18 protein-coding genes are annotated in these 20,055 nt (G+C 33.8%); 10 read left to right on the forward strand and 8 right to left on the reverse strand.

The window, feature by feature from the left end; genetic code table 11:
* The first annotated feature begins 1 nt into the window (after position 1).
* From PLJ10_06320 to PLJ10_06340, 5 genes are all read left to right on the forward strand, one after another.
* Positions 2-988, forward strand: coding sequence for a PASTA domain-containing protein (locus tag PLJ10_06320; protein HOK09261.1), 987 nt, complete (start codon positions 2-4; stop codon positions 986-988).
* A gap of 25 nt (positions 989-1,013) precedes the next feature.
* On the forward strand, positions 1,014-1,676 hold the full coding sequence (gene rpe / locus PLJ10_06325) for a ribulose-phosphate 3-epimerase (protein HOK09262.1): 663 nt from the start codon (positions 1,014-1,016) through the stop codon (positions 1,674-1,676).
* A 72-nt stretch (positions 1,677-1,748) separates the two neighbouring features.
* Positions 1,749-2,909 carry a hypothetical protein gene (locus PLJ10_06330; protein ID HOK09263.1) on the forward strand — a complete coding sequence of 387 codons (1,161 nt, stop codon included), beginning with the start codon at positions 1,749-1,751 and terminating at the stop codon, positions 2,907-2,909.
* Between the two features lie 93 nt (positions 2,910-3,002).
* Positions 3,003-4,103, forward strand: coding sequence for a formylglycine-generating enzyme family protein (locus PLJ10_06335; GenBank protein HOK09264.1), 1,101 nt, complete (start codon positions 3,003-3,005; stop codon positions 4,101-4,103).
* Positions 4,085-7,501 carry an SBBP repeat-containing protein gene (locus PLJ10_06340; GenBank protein HOK09265.1) on the forward strand — a complete coding sequence of 1,139 codons (3,417 nt, stop codon included), beginning with the start codon at positions 4,085-4,087 and terminating at the stop codon, positions 7,499-7,501. The genes PLJ10_06335 and PLJ10_06340 overlap by 19 nt, the downstream gene beginning before the upstream one ends.
* A 9-nt stretch (positions 7,502-7,510) precedes the next feature.
* On the opposite strand, the gene PLJ10_06345 is transcribed toward PLJ10_06340, so the two are convergent.
* Genes PLJ10_06345 through PLJ10_06360 form a run of 4 tightly spaced genes read right to left on the reverse strand, consistent with a single transcriptional unit; the run spans position 7,511 to position 12,145 of the window.
* Positions 7,511-8,368, reverse strand: a complete 858-nt coding sequence (locus tag PLJ10_06345; protein ID HOK09266.1) for a serine hydrolase — start codon at positions 8,366-8,368, stop codon at positions 7,511-7,513.
* Between the two features lie 4 nt (positions 8,369-8,372).
* Entirely contained in the window at positions 8,373-11,141 is a 2,769-nt protein-coding gene (locus tag PLJ10_06350) for an ATP-binding protein (protein ID HOK09267.1), read from the reverse strand.
* Between the two features lie 22 nt (positions 11,142-11,163).
* Positions 11,164-11,628 carry a ribonuclease HI gene (rnhA, locus tag PLJ10_06355; protein HOK09268.1) on the reverse strand — a complete coding sequence of 155 codons (465 nt, stop codon included), beginning with the start codon at positions 11,626-11,628 and terminating at the stop codon, positions 11,164-11,166.
* On the reverse strand, positions 11,618-12,145 hold the full coding sequence (locus tag PLJ10_06360; GenBank protein HOK09269.1) for an ankyrin repeat domain-containing protein: 528 nt from the start codon (positions 12,143-12,145) through the stop codon (positions 11,618-11,620). The genes rnhA and PLJ10_06360 overlap by 11 nt, the downstream gene beginning before the upstream one ends.
* A gap of 100 nt (positions 12,146-12,245) precedes the next feature.
* On the opposite strand from PLJ10_06360, the gene amrB reads away from it, so the two are divergent.
* From amrB to tsaE, 4 genes are read left to right on the forward strand one after another with little or no spacing between them, the layout of a single operon-like run.
* A complete protein-coding gene (amrB, locus tag PLJ10_06365; protein HOK09270.1) occupies positions 12,246-13,070 on the forward strand; it encodes an AmmeMemoRadiSam system protein B in 825 nt (274 codons plus the stop codon).
* Positions 13,071-13,122: 52 nt separating this feature from the next.
* Complete coding sequence (locus PLJ10_06370) at positions 13,123-14,226, forward strand: Nif3-like dinuclear metal center hexameric protein (protein ID HOK09271.1); 1,104 nt, start codon at positions 13,123-13,125, stop codon at positions 14,224-14,226.
* A 17-nt stretch (positions 14,227-14,243) separates the two neighbouring features.
* Positions 14,244-15,692 (forward strand): glycogen synthase GlgA, encoded by a 1,449-nt coding sequence (gene glgA, locus PLJ10_06375; protein HOK09272.1) that lies wholly within the window; start codon positions 14,244-14,246, stop codon positions 15,690-15,692.
* Entirely contained in the window at positions 15,673-16,170 is a 498-nt protein-coding gene (gene tsaE / locus PLJ10_06380; GenBank protein ID HOK09273.1) for a tRNA (adenosine(37)-N6)-threonylcarbamoyltransferase complex ATPase subunit type 1 TsaE, read from the forward strand. The genes glgA and tsaE overlap by 20 nt, the downstream gene beginning before the upstream one ends.
* 12 nt (positions 16,171-16,182) lie before the next feature.
* Here tsaE and PLJ10_06385 read toward each other — a convergent pair whose 3' ends face one another.
* Genes PLJ10_06385 through PLJ10_06400 form a run of 4 tightly spaced genes read right to left on the reverse strand, consistent with a single transcriptional unit; the run spans position 16,183 to position 18,047 of the window.
* A complete protein-coding gene (locus tag PLJ10_06385) occupies positions 16,183-16,854 on the reverse strand; it encodes a DUF502 domain-containing protein (protein HOK09274.1) in 672 nt (223 codons plus the stop codon).
* Positions 16,841-17,554 carry a DUF502 domain-containing protein gene (locus PLJ10_06390; GenBank protein HOK09275.1) on the reverse strand — a complete coding sequence of 238 codons (714 nt, stop codon included), beginning with the start codon at positions 17,552-17,554 and terminating at the stop codon, positions 16,841-16,843. Before PLJ10_06390 ends, PLJ10_06385 begins: the two co-directional genes overlap by 14 nt.
* A gap of 13 nt (positions 17,555-17,567) precedes the next feature.
* Positions 17,568-17,831: a Trm112 family protein gene (locus tag PLJ10_06395; GenBank protein ID HOK09276.1), complete on the reverse strand. Its 264-nt coding sequence runs from the start codon at positions 17,829-17,831 to the stop codon at positions 17,568-17,570.
* 24 nt (positions 17,832-17,855) lie between these two features.
* A complete protein-coding gene (locus PLJ10_06400; protein HOK09277.1) occupies positions 17,856-18,047 on the reverse strand; it encodes a twin-arginine translocase TatA/TatE family subunit in 192 nt (63 codons plus the stop codon).
* A gap of 246 nt (positions 18,048-18,293) precedes the next feature.
* On the opposite strand from PLJ10_06400, the gene PLJ10_06405 reads away from it, so the two are divergent.
* Positions 18,294-20,006, forward strand: coding sequence for a glutamine--tRNA ligase/YqeY domain fusion protein (locus tag PLJ10_06405; GenBank protein ID HOK09278.1), 1,713 nt, complete (start codon positions 18,294-18,296; stop codon positions 20,004-20,006).
* Positions 20,007-20,055: the final 49 nt, after the last annotated feature.

A 20,055-nucleotide genomic window follows, 5' to 3' on the forward strand; every position in this document is an offset into this window, starting at 1 on the left:
TTTGATAATATTTACCGCTGTCATTGCAGGAACAGGTTATTATGTTTATACCCAAGCATTGAGTGGTGGAAAATATATCATTGTCCCTAAAATAACCGATATCCCTGTAATGGAAGCTTCCAAAAAACTAACAGAATTGGGTCTTGAATTAGGACCGTACATACCCGTAGTTCATGATACTGTCCCAAAATATTACATTATCAGCCAAAAACCTGAAGCTGGAAAGGTCGTTCGTATCGGTAGAAAAGTGTTTCCAGTCGTGAGTGCAGGTCCATCAACTGAAAAAATTCCCGATTTAAGAGGAAAATTATTAAATGAGGCTCAACAGATTATTGAATATAACAGTAAATTTAAATTAGGAAACATAGCAAGGATTCCAAGGGATGAAGTTCCTGAAACTGTTATTGCACAAGACCCACCTCCAGATACTGATGCAAGTCAAGGTACTATGATAAATCTTCTTATTAGTACTGGAAAACAATTAGAAACATATATTATGCCTAATATTGTAGGTAAACCTATACAGGAAGTTGAAGAACTATTAAAGCCTTATGACGTTAATCTTGTTCCAAATATCACAGATTCTCCAGAGGCACCTTCAGATATCGTTCTTGAACAGGACCCAGCACCAGACACACCAATTGTCCGTGGCCAAATGGTTATATACACAATAAAACTCTCTGGAACTACTTCGCTCCCAGATGCTCGCTATCAAGCAGAAGTGACTTATACCATGAACGAGGACTGGGCTGTAAAAGAAGTTCGCGTTGAACTTATCGACCGACACGGGAACCGTGAACTTGTTTGGTATAAACCGAGACTCTACGACACATTATCTCAAATAAGATATGTTCGCGGAACCCCTATAAATATAAAGGTCTCATATATCAGCAAAGCAACTGTTGAAATTTTTGTTGACAATATAAATGTAGCTTCCTATGAATTAGAAGGAGGCAATCCACCTCGTTTGATATCACCCAAATACTAAATAACCAAGATGGAGTATAGATAAAATGAAAAAAGAAGAAAAAATTAGAATAGCACCTTCCATCCTTTCATGTGATTTTAGTAAATTAGGAGAAGAAATAACTCAGTTGATAAATGCTGGGGCTGACTATATTCATTTTGATGTTATGGATGGACATTTTGTGCCTAACATTACCATAGGACCTCCAATTGTAGCATCATTACGTCGTTATTGTTCCGTTCCGATGGATGTACATCTTATGATTGATAATCCAGAAGAATACATAGAAACTTTTGCAGATGCAGGTGCTGACATTATTACTATTCATATTGAGGCGACAAATCATCCACATCGTTTGATTAACCAGATAAGAGACCTCGGGTGTAAAGCTGGTATAGTCCTCAATCCAGCAACACCCGAAAGTCGAATTGAATTTTTAGTAGAAGATATAGACATGGTATTAGTTATGACTGTTAATCCTGGTTTTGGGGGACAAAAATTTATTCCAGATATGCTTAGAAAAATTAAATCTATACGGGCAATGATTGGAGATAAAGATCTGGAAGTTGATGGTGGAATAGACCAATATACGGCGGGAGAAGTTATAAAAGCAGGTGCTAATATTTTGGTGGCAGGCTCTTATGTTTTCTCAAATTCCTCTTATAAAACAGCAATAAAAAACTTAAAAGAAAGTGTAAATTTTATTTGACTTTTTAAATTTATTTGTGTATAGTAATATTATGGAGTTTATAAAATTTAACCTTAATAAGAGGTGATAGATATGAGAAAGTTAGTGTTGCTAATTTCAGTAACCGTTGTATTAAGCCTTTTTATGGGCTGTCCCAACAATGGCGTGGTTAGCGATGGTGTGGTCATTTTGGACAAACTACCTGGTGTAACTGTAACTTCTGTGACACCAGATCAAATTTCACTAACATCACAGGGTGCCGTCCCAATAACAACAGGGGATATTGTCGTTGGACAAAATGGTGATACGGGCTATCTAAGAAAAGTAACGGCGGTGGGACAAAAAGGTAATGAGGTTGTTGCAATTACAGAGCCAGCCTCACTGGAAGATGCAGTACAAGAAGGTATGTTAATGACAACCGTTAAGTTTGATATAAATGATTTTAAGAAAGCAGGCGTTTTACCAAATGACGCAAAAGCAACTATAGTAAACTTTAGTGGAAAAGAGATATATCGCGGTAATGGTATATTAATAACTGTTGATAAAGGTATTTTAGATTGCACACCACAAGTTGCATTGATTGCCGATTATAAAGCATTTCAACTAAACAAACTTGACTTAACAACAACAGGAACAATTACACTAACCATCGACCTCAAAGTTGCCCTTGACAATCAAACACCAATTTCTCAAGAGTGGGATATAATCCCGCCTATTGTCCATCCTTTTGTAGCCAATATTGGTCCAATTCCCATATATGGTAGAGTTACTTTACGTTTCCCATTCGGATTGGTAGCCCAGATGACAGGAGATACAAGTGTAAAATCAGGCTTTGATATAAAAGATACATTTACATTAAAAGCAGTATATGAATCAGGTAACTGGAACAATTCTAAAGCGGATTTATTTAACTTTACATTCGATGGCCATCCATTAACCTGGAATATAGATATTGGTGGAACTGCACAAGCATATATTAAAGCGATTGTCGAACTTACATTATATGAATCTGCTGAAGCAGAACTCTTTGGAAAACCCTATCTAACCTCAAATATTCATGTATTCCCTTCACCTGCAAGTATCGAAATTATTGGTGGATTTGATGGAGGTGCATATCTTGGGTTAAGTGTATTGGGACATAATATCGTAGGTAAAAGTTTTTACTGGAATGGCCCAAGCAAATTATTGTATAGAGGTGTCCAAGATTATTCAGACCCATTACCATGGACAAGCGGTTCGATTGATTTGTGGTAATATCAATTAATAGACATTAACCAATGTGACTTGAACAATATGTTCAGGTCACATTTTTTATTCACTCGAAAAAAATAAGGTATTTATATAAATATGACACTAAGAAAAAATGTGGCAATATTTACTATATCCTTATTATTTTTAACCCCCTATCTATATGCTCAACATCATTCTGCAGATTACAAACCGCCTTTTTATGTTATTCAATTATCAGAACTACTTCGCGTAATTCAAATATACAATTACGGTTCATACCATTGTTCCCCTGGTTCTGAAGATGGATATGCCTTAGGTCCAGGCAATAACAGTTGCCAACCTCATAATTCGGATTATAATCCTCAAAACTGGCAAATATCCTTTGATGAAGTTTTAAGATTAGTACAACTTTATAAGAGCGATTCATACAAAATAGATAGTACAGGTGAGGATGGTTTCCAATTAGGCACAGCAACTGAACTAACTCCAGGGACAAAGTCTCAATTTTTAGGGATAACGTTTGTTTGGATTCCATCAGGTTCATTTTATATGGGGACAACCAAATCCCCAAATGACTTAGTAAACCTTTATGGTGGAACCGCTTCACTTTACACTTCCGAATATCCTCAACATCTTGTAGTTATATCTCGCGGATTCTGGATGAGTGAAACAGAGATTACTCAACAACAATGGCAAAATATCATGGGTTATAACAATTCCAATAATAAAGGAGATAATCTACCTGTAGAAAATCTAACATGGGAAGAATGCCAAAAATTTATTGATAAAATAAATACTATGGGTTCAGGTACATTCCGTTTACCTACCGAAGCAGAATGGGAATATGCATGTCGAGCAGGTTCCACTACCGAATTCTATTTTGGTGACGATGCGTCACAATTAGATAACTACGGTTGGCATTACAATAACAGTAATTACCAAACACACCCTGTAGGCCAAAAACTCCCAAACGCATGGGGATTGTACGATATGCATGGGAATGTATGGGAATGGTGTCAAGATTGGTATGATGCTAATTATTATCAATACTCTCCATCTATTGACCCAAATGGTCCTGCATCAGGCAAATATAAAGTATTACGTGGTGGTACTTGTTTGCGAACATCTGCTCGTTGTCGTTCTGCTTTTCGTTCATGGAATGCCCCAGACTTATCTATGCCAGACCAAGGATTTAGAATATGCAAAATGCCAGATTAAAATTGTTGCCTCTTATCTTATTACTCACTGTGCCTTCCTTTTTTACTACATATATTTATGGATTATCTCTCACTACTACTCCCCTATTTTTTGAACCCAACTTGCATCGATTCTCATCTGATGTCCTGTTTTATTCCTCATCAACACCTATTTCTGTCGCATGTTATAAAGATTCCATTATCTTTCACGACATATACTCAAATATATATTTAAAAGTGAGTTTTAACAAAAGCAATACACAATCAATCTCTGGTAGCATATCCCTACCTTCATATTCATGTTATTTCGACAAATATTTCAATTCTAAAAATGTTCCCATTATATCGCCACATTACAAAGCAGTTATTTACAAAGAAATATATCCGAATATCGACTTATATCTTTATGAAAATAGTAAACATTTTGAGTTTGATTTCATCATTTATCCCCATGCTAATTGGAATCAAATTTCATTAAACTTTGATGTACTGTCACAAAATACATGGGTTCCAGTTATACCAAAATTATCTAATAATAAAATTATCATTACTTATAACAACTCTTACTTTGAGTTTTTTGCTCCTTGTGCTTTTCAATGGATTAATGGACAAAAAAGAACTATTCCAATTAAAATTCTCAATGATAATGGAATTAACTTTAATCTATCTGACTCAAATTTTAACCCCAATTATCCACTAATATTAGACCCTACGTTGCTTGCTGGAACATATCTTGGTGGTAATAATACCGATAAAATTATTGATGTAAAAGTAGACTCCGCAGGGAATATATATCTAATTGGTGAAACTAAATCTCCTAATTTTCCAACAAGTTATGGGGTGTTTCAAAGTAATTTTTTAGGTGGTGATATAACAGGAGATATATTTGTAACAAAGATGAACCCTACTGCAAACCAGATTTTATTCTCCACATTTTTAGGCGGTTCTGGTGATGACAGTCCAACATGTTTAGAAATTGACTCTTATCGCAACATTTACATAGCAGGTATTACATCCTCTTCGGATTTTCCTATTACCGCAAATGCATATCAAAATCAAAAAAGAGGGAATCGTGACAGCTTTTTTGTAAAACTAAGTTCTACTGGACAAAATTTAATATATAGTTCCTATATCGGTGGAAGTGTAGATGAAAGTATCATGTCTCTTGATATTTTGCCAAATCAGCAAGTGATATTAACAGGTTGGACACAATCCAATGATTTTCCTGTCGTAGGAGATTCTAATTTAAATTTAACATTCGGCGGAGGTGGTTTAGATGGTTTTTTGGTGAAATATGATTCTTCATTAAATTTATTATGGAGTGGTTACATTGGCACTTCTGGAATAGATTTATGTAAAACAGTAAGGTATTATAACAATACATTTATTTTAGGAGGATATACATCATCTCAGAATTTCCCGACTACTTCAGGAACAATACAACCTAACTACAGAGGGGGATATTATGATTCGTTTATTATGACATTATCCGCTGAAGATACGTCTCTCATTGCCTCAACGTTCATCGGCGGAAATTTAGCTGATTTATGTAATGATTTGTGTTTAGACTCCAATGGAAACATATACATAACAGGAGAAACCTCATCATCAAATTTTCCTGTTACCATTTCTTCATTCCAAGTAAGTTATGGAGGGGGTGAAAAAGATGCATTTGTAACAAAATTAAATCCGTCACTAAATCAAATCGTGTTCAGTAGTTACTTAGGCGGTAGCAAAACAGAATCAAGTCTTGGCATTTCATTGGATAGTACCTCTCGTGTGTATGTTGTAGGATATACATATTCTGGAGATTTCCCCGTAATTTATGGAACTTTACAACCTAATTATGGAGGGAATCAAGATGCTTTCTTTTCATGCTTTAATCAAAACGGAAGTTTGCTTCAATACAGCACATACTACGGAGGAAATAATGAAGAAAAAGCAAGAGCACTATTTATTACAAGTTCTAATGTAATGTATATGGTCGGTGAAACTGCCTCTACCATTTTACCTATAACATCAGGAACATATCAGACGACCTTTGCTGGTGGTAGTTCAGATGGTTTCTTAGCAAGTATCGATGTCTCATCTCCCTTAACAGAAGGAGAAGGACAAACAGAAGGTGGAAATATAGAAGGTACACCTGAAGGCTCCTTTGAAGGTGAAGGATTGCGCGTCTGGTTAATTGCACCTATTGAACGCACCTTAAATGAAGGAAGTTCCACAACATTTGTTATTGGAATTTCTGGATACATTGGCACCGTTAACTATCAATGGCAATTTAAGAGTTCTTCAGGTGAAGAATATACCCCCATTCTTTACTCTAATAGCCCCATGTTAACATTAAGAAATATAAATTTAAGCTCTGCTGGATTCTATCGTTGTAGAGTTTCTGATTCACAAGGAACTGTTTTTTCTTCACCATTTAAATTAAATGTAATTTCTCAAACGGAAGGGACTCTTGAAGGAGGAACAGAAGGAGGGAATGAAGAGGGAAATATAGAAGGAGAAGGAAATATAGAAGGCAACAATGAAGGTATATTAGAAGGGATAACTGAAGGTTCTGTTGATGGCACAACAGAAGGAATAATCGCAGAAGGTGAAGGGAACGCATCCGAAGGTAACATTGAAGGAGAAGGTGATGGTGAAGGTAGTCTAAATTCTCCATGTAACTTGGAAATTCAGGGTTTAGAAACCCACAGTCTTCTAATGGACATGGCACAAAATATTTACTATATTTTTGTACCAATTGAAGGCACATTAAACGATATTATCATTAACATTTCCCTTACCCATGATGATTTACGACAAATATTAATTCAACTTATTTCCCCAGCAGGAACAGAATTATTTTTAATGATTTATCCTTCACAAGGAGGAACCATATTAGACAATGTATTTTTTGATGATTATGCAGAAATTAGCATTACTGAAGGAACAAATCCTTTCGCTGGAAGTTATAAACCTATAGGATTTCTGGGCGTTTTAAAAGGTGAACATATCTACGGGATGTGGACATTGCGTATCGTGGACTCACAAACGGGTGGAAGAGGTTATCTTGAATCGTGGAAACTAATATTTAACACATATTCATGTAATAATGCCGAAGGACAAAATCCAGAAGGAGAAATGAACGATTATCATTCTGCGGACATAAACCATGACTATACTATTTCATTACCAGAACTATTAAGGGTTATTCAGATATTCAACTCTGGTTCGTATCACTGTGACATAACAGGAGAAGACTTTTTTGGATTAGGTACTGGAGACCAAAATTGTGTTAGGCATACTTCTGATTACCTCCCCCCTTATTGGACAATAACCCTACCAGAGTTACTACGACTTATACAACTATTTAATGTCGGCGGTTATCGTGTTTGCTCTGATAGTGAAGATGGTTTTTGTTTGCCTGAGTAAGAAAATAAACTACTCAATTTCAGCAAAACCTATTTCCAATAAGTTATTTGCAATCCTAAACCTTTCTGAAGACTTTTTAGCCCCTAATACAACACTTATCAACCTTTTATTTGCTCTTTTTGCTGTAGCAACGATACAGTGCCCAGCAGATTTCGTATATCCCGTTTTTATCCCATCGCAACCGACTGTTAAAAATAACAACTCATTCGTATTATCTCTCTCAATTCCTTCCTTTTCGAGAATAAGCTTCTTCTTTGATGTCCATGACAAAATTAATGGATATTTACAGCACTCTTTGGCAAGTATTGAAATGTCATTGGCTGTTGTTTTGTCTAAATCGAGACCAGATTTAACAGGGTAACCATTAACAGTGTGATATACTGTCGATTTCATACCTAATTTTTTTGCCATATCATTCATCTCTTGAATACATTCTTCTTTGGATTTCCATAATGTCTGTGCTATCAATTCTGCTGATGTATTAGAGGATATTATAGCAATCGCATCCATTAACCAAGACAATTGATATTCCTTATCAGAGGCTATAATAATATCCATCATGTTCTGTGGATATATAGTTTTCTTTACTTTGACTATCTCATTAAGTTCAACTTTACCTGTATTAACTTTTTGTGCTACAAGATACATCAACATCATCTTTACTAAACTGGCAGGTGAACGAACTAAATCAGCATATTCTTGTAATAATATCTTATTATTATTCACATCTAAACATAACTCACTAATCGGTGTTGTATCCTCATTTTTTGGTGTTGTTTTCTTTATCCTTGTTGCACCAGTTACCATTACAAAAGAATGAGTTATAAAATCTCTTCTTGAATATTTTTTTAACTTTATTCTCGGCATATAACTAATTCTTACTTGTCGTTATTTCTTCAGTGTTTTCTTTTTTTAACAATTCCATCAACATTCCAATAAGAAACGGTTTATTCAATATTTTACCTTTTAGCTGATATGGTGAATCTTCAAATCTCAAATTATTTCCTGATAAAATATATATAAGTTTAAATCCATTCTTTTCTTCTAAATCGTGTAACTTGTCCTTTTCTTCTTTCGTTAAGTCGTCCAAATCTATAATTATTGCATAAGGTTTAAACTTCTCTATCCACGTCACAATATCGATATATTTTTCTAAAAAGATACAATTCTCGTCGTTATCACTTAATGCCCAATTTATAAATTCTCTCAACATATTTTCAGGCTCATAAACTAAAATCAACCTCTCTTTTTTATGATCTGTTTTGTCAGGTAGTGATAGTGCTTCTACTCTTTCACCCGATAATATTCTATTTATTAATTCAATTAACAATTTTGCAGAAAATGGCTTTTCTAAAAAGCATATTTTTTCATTTATATGCCTTACATAATCAGTACTAATCTTTATTGCTTCGTCAATTAATATTATTATGTCAATACCTTCAAAAACATATTCTTCTTCAATCTTATGTACCAAGGATAAAATATGTTCTGCTTCCTGTTCGTATGTATTTATTAAAATCAAATCTGGTTGTTTTTCAGTAACCATACGTGTTAATTCATAAATATTTTTTACTCTTTCCATTTTACTTTGTATTTTGACATCTATACTTGATAAAGCGTTATATAAAGCAGTTTCATTGTCTACTAAAATTATTTTATTTGTAATTTGTTCTCCTTTTATTTCTTCCATAACATTAAAAATACTATCAGGTAAAATTACTGTAAATTTACTTCCTTTCCCAGGGACACTATAAACTTCTATCTTCCCGTGATGAGCATCTACAATTCCTTTAGCAACTGCCAGACCAATTCCTGTTCCTTCATACTTTCGTGTAGGAGAACTATCCACCTGGAAAAACTTTTCAAATATTTTTTCGTGGAATTCAGGTGGAATACCAATTCCTGTATCTGAAACGGATATTTCTAATGTTGTGCCCTCCCTTATATTAGCTGAAATCTCTACACAACCACTTATTTCTGTAAATTTAACTGCATTATTTAATAATATACCGATAACCTGACTTATTTTTTCTCTATCTGCACATACATATATATCATTATCTCCATTTAACCACTTTAATTCCAGCTGTTTAGCAATCACTTTTGGTCTAATAAATGATATATTTTCTTCCATAAGTTCATTTATAGAAAATAGTTTCTTTCTTATTTGGAGTCCTTTAATCTCCATTCTGCTAAACTCTATCATCTCATTTACCATTCTTAATAATCGTTGGGTATTCCTTTGCATTGTTTTTATAGAATGCTCCTGATTTGGAGTTAATGGACCCAAAGAAGAGGATAATAGCATTTCTATGTAACCTTGAATTGTACTTATGGGCGTCCTTAATTCATGACTAACATTTGAAAGGAAAGCATCTTTGTTTTTCCCATATTGTCTTAATTCTTCATTAAGTTTTTCTAATTGTTTTGTCCTTTCTTCCAACTCACTTTGCATCTTCTTTTGCTGTCTTAAATCCGAAATAACCAAAGAATACTTGTATTCATTCTCATTGTCAGCTGGAATTATGGATACAGAAACTAAGGTTGGCACTTCTTTGTACCCACAACATAAAAAATTGACTTCTTTTCGTCGTTCGACACCAGAAGCATCGAGTATAGATAGTAATTTGACCAGATTTATTTTATCTAATAATTCATATATACTCTTTCCTATAATCTGTTCTCTTTCGCTATTGAGCATTGAACAAAAACAGTCATTCACCATTATTATTTTGTGCTGACTATCAAGCAATACAAACCCCTCATTCATTGTCAATATAAGTTGTCTCAAATTCTCTTCGGATTCTCTTAATTTCCGTGTTTTTTCCTCCGCTATTTTTTCCAGTTCCTCTGCATGCTTTCGCACCTTCTCTGACAATACTTTCAACTCCGTTATGTCCTTTACTGTGGCAAGAATTGCTTTGTGTCGACCTTTTCTATCAAAAATAGGTGTTCCATGAATCCAGAAATATTTTCTTTGCTGGTTAATATCTATTTCTATCTCATACTCTCCACTAATTCCATATCCTCTTGTTAACCATTTTCTACCTATTTCCTGCACATTATACTTTCTTGCCATTTCTAACACAGACATCCCAATAATTTCTTTCTTGGATACCGATAAGAATCTACAAAATTGCTCATTTACATCTACGATGGTGCCATCAGGACTGCTTAAAACAAATCCTTCTGAGATATGTTCCGTCAACACCTTAAACCGTTCAGCAATCTCTTCGATATTTTCACTTCGACGAACTAATATAATTGCAAACATTAACATCCCTAAAAGGAAACTGCCAATCCCTATCATTTCAGATATCCTACGTATTCCCTCAGGTAATGACTCATACCAATAAGGATTTAATGTAGTGCCTGTAAGTACCCAAAAACCTGCTGATACCAATAATATTATGCCTAATACTAAAAAAACTCTTTCTATAAATGTTGTATGGTATTTACTTAAAAAAAGGATGGTAAAGAAAGGAGGAATGACAATAGAAATAGCACCCGCAATATATTTCATCAACTCCGAAGTTATAATCTCTTGAGTTATAAATAATCCACCAAAACCAACTATAAATGGTAAAACCAATGATAAAAGTCGCTCACGAGACTTAATTACTGCTGTTCTTTCTTTCATCTATTGTTTCCTTATTAGTTCATCATTCTTTATTTTTTATTATTCTTTTAACGATATCGTCACATCTCTCATTTTGTACATTTTTACTATGACCTTTTATCCATTTCCACGTTACAATATGTCTATCTATCAGCGATTTCAATTCAAACCATAAATCAGCATTTTTCACGTCACCTTTAGTTGTTTTCCATCCATTATCCATCCATTTAGGCAACCATTCTGTCATCCCCTTTTTTAAATATTCTGAATCTGTATATACAATAACTTCGCATTTTCGTTTCAAGGCTTTCAGTGCCTCTACCGCAGCTCTCAATTCCATTCGGTTATTTGTCGTATTTTCTTCACTTCCACTGATAACCTTTTCTTTATCACCATATATCAAAATAGCAGACCAAGCACCCTTACCTGGATTTGGAATACATCCACCATCGGTATAAATTTCTACATGTGGCAAATTATTTTTACTATTATTATCTTTATTGCTCATTATTGTCTTTTACTAATTCCCTTAACCAATCACTATTTCTATATTCATTTGCTAATTGCATTGCTGTAAATCCTTGATTATTTTTCTCGTCGTTGCTCAATCCTATTTCTAAAAAGTATTTTCCGACCGATACCGCCCCAAATACTGCTGAAGTATGTAAAACGGTATCACCAAATTTATCTTTTTTCTTAATATCTGCACCATGCTGTACCAGCCATCTTGCTGGTCCTTTTAAATCCCACATCGCACATACATGAAGAGGTGTCATTCCCGTTTTATCCTGCACATTCATGTCAATACCATATCTATAAAGTAGTTCCATAGTTTTCTTACTTCCGCTACAAACAGCATAATGTAACAGATTTTTGCCTAACGTGTCTTTGCTATAAATAATCTTGGGTTCATTCAATAACATTTTTTCTAATGTTAAATAATCACCTTTCATTGCAAGGTCAAAACAAGAATCACTGCAACCAGAAAATAATACTAACGCAAATAAAAACATCTTGTTATACATTGACATAATAAACCTCACACTACTATAAAACTAGGCTATTTTTTTTATTTAATTATAGTATAATAATTACTATATAAAAGTGTAAATTGAGGGATAATATATGTCAAAAAGAGCCCCTGCGGTCAGTGGTCAGTTTTATCCTAAAGACCCAAAATTACTTTTAGCACAAGCAAGTCTTTACATAGAACAAGCAAAGACAAAGCCTTCAACAGATAAAGTGTTAGCTATTATTGCACCTCATGCAGGGTATATGTACTCAGGACCCACTGCGGGTTTTGCTTTTGCAAGAATACGCGAGCAAAAAATTAATCGCGTTCTTATTATTGGCAGGTCTCATCGCTACTTATTTGATGGGCTTGCTATTTGTGATTATGAGTGTTTTACCACACCATTAGGAGAATTTCCTGTTGACATTTCCTTTTATGAAGAGATGAAAGAAAAATTGCCATGTATAATTAATTACTCGCATTTATATGAGCACTGCCTTGAAGTCATGCTCCCTTTCCTCTTCGTCAGTAATGGTATTGTACCAATTGTTCCTATTTTATTAGGGAACGAATGCTCTAAGGAATATTATGAATATGGTGAGATACTTGCCTCTCTAACCGATAAAAAAGATTTGCTTATTGCTTCAACAGATTTATCCCATTATTTACCAGAACCTCAAGCAAATGAAATAGATAATAATACAATTCAATCTATTGCAAGTAAAGACCCTAATAAAGTTATAAATGGCATCAAAGATGGATTATGCTCCATGTGTGGTTCTTCAGCAGTTGTTTTAGCTATGGGATTTGCTTCTACTTTTGGAAATTATTCTGTTAACGTTCTCGATTATTCTACGAGCGGAAAAACATCAGGAGATTACAGTTCTGTCGTAGGTTATACCGCTATCAGTTTTGAGTTATCTCAACAAAACAATTAAAATAATTTGATACATTTTATTTATAGGAGTGATAAGTGAGAGGAATCTGAATATGTCAGGTATTTATATTTATGATATTTGCAAACTCATGGAAGAATGGGCTCCATTAAAACTTGCGTACCCTAATGATAACGTAGGTTTAGTTTTAGGTTCTTCCAACTGGAAACTTAATAAAGTTCTCATATGCCTAACTATTACTGATACTATTGTTGAAGAAGCAATTCGACAAAAAGTAAATCTGATAATTTCACACCATCCAATTATCCATACTCCTCTTTATAAAATTATCTGGGAACACCCTTATCAAAAAAGAATTGTCCAACTTATCCAAAATAACATTGCTTGTTATGTCTGCCATACAAATCTCGACGTTGCTAATAAAGGTTTAAACTATGTATTAGCCCAGAAATTAAATCTTATCAATACCAGAGGATTACTTCCCGTAGAACATGCGTCTATTTTTAAGTTAGTCACCTTTGTTCCAAAAACTCATCTTGAAATAGTAAGAGAAGCGGTATGTTCTCATGGAGCAGGAGTAATCGGCGAATATGCTTATTGTTCATTTAGTACTTCTGGCACAGGAACGTTTTTGCCGTCTGATAAAGCAAATCCATTTATCGGTAAAGTAGGTTCAATAAATGAAGAGGCAGAGGAACGATTTGAAGTTATTGTACCGACAGAACATCTAAATAATGTCATTGAAGCATTATTGGATGCTCACCCCTATGAAGAAGTTGCCTATGATATTTATCCTGTTCATAATCAAAATCCTAAAATATCATTAGGTATTGTCGGTGATTTAGAAACACCTACTACATTAGAAATATTTTCTACATTTGTCAAAAATCAATTAGGATTAAACTCTGTACGCATTGTCGGGAATCCAAATAAAGAGATAAAAAAAGTAGCGGTGATTGGAGGCAGTGGAGGAAGTGAAATTCAAAAACTACGAGAGAACATTGATGTCCTTGTTACGGGAGATGTTAAATACCATCAAGCATTAGAAGCCCTCGATAAAGAAATTGCTATAATTGATGCTGGCCATTTTGGCACAGAATATCCTATTGTACAAGCAATAAAGGAATATTTAAATAAACGATTACCTTTACTTGAAACGATTATCACTAATGAAACAGACCCATTCCTCATTAAATAAATATTAAAGGATTTGTAATGCGTGTTTTATACGTTACAGCTGAACTAAGTCCCTTAGTTTCTACTGGTGGACTTGCTGAAGTTGCTTATGCACTTCCAAAAACATTAAATAACATAGGTATAGATATTAGAGTAGCACTACCTAAATACAAATCTATTAATATCAAAGAAACAATTACCCAAAATAAACCATGTTTGTTTGATGTATCAAAAAATTCCTATCAAGCCAAACTTTTAGAAACAAACATTCCAGGAACAACTATCCCCTTATATCTAATTGAGCACGAAGAACTATTCGGAAGAGATTATGTTTACGGCTATGGTGACTGGGAATATGAAGATAACCCACGGAGATTCTCTCTCTTTTGCAATGCTGTATTAGATGCCATGGAACAAATACAATGGAAACCAGATATTATTCACTGTAATGACTGGGCTACCTCAGCTATATTACCTTTCCTCCTTATTCAACTTGAACATAATCCTTTCTGGCAAAACACAAACACACTTTTAACCATCCATAACCTTGCATTCCAGGGAAGATACCCAGGCTCAAGATACACTTCTACAGGACTACCTGGCGAATTTTTTAACTCCAATTGTTTTGAACATTATGGAGACATGAACCTATTAAAAGGTGGGATACTTCTTGCAGATAAAATAAATACTGTAAGCCCAACTTATGCAATAGAGATACAAACTTTAGAATATGGTTTCGGATTGGATAATATACTTCGGTTCCGGTCAGACGACTTGTCAGGTATCCTTAATGGTGTTGATTATTCCATATGGAGCCCTAAAAATGATAAATATATTGAGACTAACTATTCTAAAGATACTCTTGCAAATAAAGAAATATGTAAATCCTCTTTATTGAAAAAAGTCAACCTTCCAGAACAAAATGTCCCTCTTATTGGAATTATAAGCCGTCTTTACTGGCAAAAAGGGATTGATATACTTATTCAATCTCTACCTGAATTACTTCAACTCGACCTACAAATGATTATTCTCGGTTCAGGAGACCCAAAATATGAAACACAGCTAAAAGAAATTTCATCATTATTCCCTAAAAAAATAAGAACTGTCCTCGGTTACAACACCGAATTATCTCATCAAATTATTGCAGGTAGTGACTTTACCCTCATGCCATCAAGATATGAACCCTGCGGACTTACTCAACTATATGCATTTGCATATGGTACTATTCCCATTGTTCGTAAAGTCGGTGGATTAGCAGATTCTGTTACAAATATAACATCAGATAACATTCGAAATAAATGTGCAACAGGTATTACTTTCAGAGCACTTACTCCGAAAAGTATTATTAGAAGTGTAAAAAATGCAATTGACCTATTCCAAAATAAAGATATACTAAGTAGTATAAGAATTAACGGAATGAAACAAGATTTCTCTTGGGATAAACAAGCAAAGTTATATCAAAAGCTGTATGATAACCTCTTCCAATAATGCATATATCACAATAATTACTTCTTCCCCCGAACAGACTGAAGAATTAGGACATCATTTTGCCAAATGCTTAAATTCAAACTCAAAAGTTGCACTTATTGGAGATTTAGCTACTGGAAAAACGTGCTTTGTGAAAGGGGTTGTAAAAGCACTATGTGGCGATTGTTGGGTTCATAGTCCTACATTCACAATTATGAATCAGTATGGGAACCCACCGAAGGTCCTACATCTTGATTGTTATCGGATAAAAGATGCAAAAGAAATTATTGATATTGGTTCTGAAGAATGGTTAAGTGATAATTTAGTTTGTCTCATAGAATGGGCAGACAGGATAATAAATATTATTCCCCCTGAAACCATCTTTATGTATTTTTATCATATAGAAAATGATAAACGGAAAATAGATATATATCATTCACATCATGATTTTATAAATAACTTACTCCAACATCTACCGTCTTACTTTTTAGAAAAGTAACAAACTATTATTTTAATGTTTTTGTTCTTTCTGGAGAGGTTGTACCGAAAGTTTAACAGGAATAGATGCACCTGAAGAAACAATGATTTCAATAGCTTGTTCCATAGTAATAGGACACTTATAAATTTTTTCCAAAGGATAAAACTGTAAAATACCAACACTAATATTTGGTGTAGTAGGAATAAACACCCTATAATATTCTCTTCCTTCAGGCAATTTGATTTTCCCCAACAAAAGTCCCATTGTATAAATATTATCATGAGGGAAAGGTATAATAACGATAGAACGTGTATAATTTGATGAAAACTGTTCTATAAAACTTACTGTCATTTGTTTCGCCGATTTATAGATAGTTTTTACAAACGGTATTCTCTTAATAATCATCTCAAATAGATTTAAAAACTGGCGAACCAAGAAGAAGCTTGAAAACAAACCAACTAAATAAACAAATATGAAAATTAATATAATTGAAATAGGTGCAATTAAATAATGCGGATACTCTGGAAACCATTGATTTACATAAGGTGTAACCCTGCCTACAGTAAAATAATATATAAATCTTAAAATTAAGAATGTTAAACCTAATGGAACTATTGCTAATATTCCAGCTAAAAAATACCGCCTTATCCTCCCAATAATTTTAGGGAGCCTTTTCTTCTTTATTTGTATGTCACTCTGCATCATACTCATCTATTTTCTGAATCTCTTGGGTTGTATCCGATTTCGCTTTTAATATCTCTGGAGTTACAACTCCTCCCGACAGGATCATCGTCACAATTTCATCCATTGGGATTTCTACTTCACCACTTACACTATCTTGAGGAACTAACTCAAAATATCCACTCGTTGGGTTTGGTGTTGTCGGAACAAATACGGTCGTAAAAGAACCTAAACCTTCAATCTCAATATTGTTTGTAACCAATGCTATGTTTTTCACACCTGGAAAGGGAAAATCAATAAATATTGCAGGTCCTGACTTATCTTTTTCTTCTTTTGTTTTCGTGAATACTGCTACAATTTGTTTTGTAGCATTATATATCGTTTTTATAAATGGTATCCGCTCCAAAATGCTTTCAAACAAATAAAAGAGTTTCCGCCCAACATACATATTAGTCAATAGACCTAAAAAGAAAATCCCCAATATTATAAGTATTAACGAAATACCTGGAACGAAATATTCAGGGACATTGTAAAAAACTTTTTTTGTAAGCGGGCCTAATTTGTTAGATAACAAAAAATAAAGAAACTGCACTACATAAAAGGTAACGCCCAAAGGAATTATAACTATTAAGCCCGTAAAAATACGATTGATTATAGAAATTTTAAAACTATTGATAATCTTTCTTAGCAATATAACAGATTTTGATTTTTGGGGCAGGGTCATAAAAATTAGTCTATTAGGATATACGATTCTTTTCTAACTCAATTCCATCACCAATTCTTAAGAAAGGTAAATCTTTAATTATTGGATATACAATTTTTTTGTCTTCTCTAATTAAACCACCATCTAAGCTTTCATTTACTGGATTTCCATCCCTATTCACTACTTTTCCCTGATGAATTGCTTTATTAATCTTCTTCAACAAATCATCATCAACTAAACTTAATGGTTGCTTTGTCTCAGGACAAACCAAAATTTTCAGTAATTCTTCAGAAATCATAGTTCTTCTCCCAAAACTCACAATTTATGATTTTTCCTCTTTCTTGTTCTCTTCTATACTTTCCTTTTTTGTTTCCTCTCCTCCTTTTACTGCATCTTTAAACTCTGCAATGGCTGTCCCTAAAGAACGTCCTAATCCAGCTATCTTATTTCCACCGAACAAGACAAGAACTATAATAAGGATTATAAATAACTCACCCATTCCTGGTGTCCACATATATGTTTCCTTTCTAATAAAAATTTATATTTTCTTATATGACCATTTACATCTATATATTATTATACTCTTAACTCCCTTTTAGTTTCTAATTATAACGGTGTGTTTTTGAGATAAATTTACATCTCAAATAAATTATGTAGTTGAGAAATATTGTTGTAAAAAGAGATAATATATACCAAGTTCTGTTCTAATATCACACTTTCCGTCACAGAAAATCAAAAAATAACTAATGGAGTATTTTTTATGTCCGATAATTCATATACAAATAATGAAGAAAATAAAGAAAGTGGTGGTAAAGATTTTATCCACCAAATTATTGATGAAGACTTAAAAACAGGAAGATATAAAGGTGTTGTTACACGTTTTCCACCTGAACCCAATGGGTATCTTCATATTGGTCATGCTAAATCAATATGCCTAAATTTTGGACTTGCAGAAGAATACAAAGGCAGATGTCATTTGCGATATGACGATACCAACCCACTAAAAGAAGAACAAGAATACATTGATGCTATTCGTGAAGATGTAAAATGGTTAGGTTTTGACTGGGGGAAACACGAATATTACGCATCAGATTATTTTGAACAGCTTTATGAATGGGCAATCGATTTAATTAAAAAAGGAAAAGCTTATGTTTGCGATTTATCTCCTGAAGAAGTAAGGGCTTACCGAGGGACATTAACCGAACCAGGAAAAGAAAGCCCATATCGCAATAGGTCTATTGAGGAAAATTTAGACCTTTTCCAGAGAATGAGAGCAGGAGAATTTCCAGATGGTTCAAGGACACTCCGTGCGAAAATTGACATGGCTTCGCCCAATTTAAATATGCGTGACCCCGTAATGTATCGTATTATACGGGCAACACATCCACGAACAGGAGACAAATGGTGTATTTATCCTATGTATGATTTTGCACATGGACAATCAGATTCCATCGAAGGAATTACGCATTCCATTTGCACTCTGGAGTTTGAAGACCATCGACCTCTTTATGACTGGTTTATAAAAGAATTAGGCATATATGCTCCACGTCAAATTGAATTTGCCAGACTAAACCTTACATATACCGTTATGAGTAAAAGAAGACTCCTTGAACTTGTGCGTGAAGGATATGTGCGGGGTTGGGATGACCCGAGAATGCCCACAATATCAGGTTTAAGAAGAAGAGGATATACACCAGAATCCATTCGCCAGTTTTGCAAATTGATTGGTGTTGCTAAAGCAGATAATACTGTAGATATAGCATTACTTGAATATTGTATCCGCGAGGACTTAAACAAAAAAGCAAATAGATATATGGCTGTATTAAAACCTCTAAAGGTAGTTATTGACAATTATCCTGATGATCTTGTCGAAGAAATGGATGCAATAAATAATCCAGAAGACCCCACAGCGGGGACAAGAAAAGTTCCATTTTCAAAAGTGATATACATTGAACAAGATGATTTTATGGAAAATCCACACCCTAAATTTTATAGATTGGCGCCTGGCAAAGAAGTACGATTAAGATATGCTTATTTTATAAAATGCACAGATGTAATAAAAGATAAAAATGGAAATATTATTGAATTACATTGTACTTATGACCCAAATACAAAGGGAGGCAATGCACCAGACGGTAGAAAAGTAAAAGCAACTTTACATTGGGTATCTGCACATCATGCCTTTAACGCAGAAATTCGATTATATGACCATCTTTTCTTAAAACCCGACCCTAACGATGTCCCAGAAGGTTTAGATTGGAGAAGCAATATAAACCCTAATTCATTAACTGTAATGACAAATTGTAAGTTAGAACCTGAACTAAAAAAACTAAAAATTGGTGATAAAATACAATTTGAACGACAGGGATATTTCTCTGTCGACCCAGACACAACACCAGAAATGATGGTATTTAACAGAATAGTTACCCTTAAAGATGAATGGGCTAAAATTAAATCTAAATTAGAAAAATAATACCTATTTTATACTTTTTATGGTAAAATTAAGGATAGATAGTATATTT

Origin of the sequence: Candidatus Hydrogenedens sp., from assembly GCA_035361075.1 — a bacterium.
Classification (GTDB): Bacteria; Hydrogenedentota; Hydrogenedentia; order Hydrogenedentales; family Hydrogenedentaceae; genus Hydrogenedens.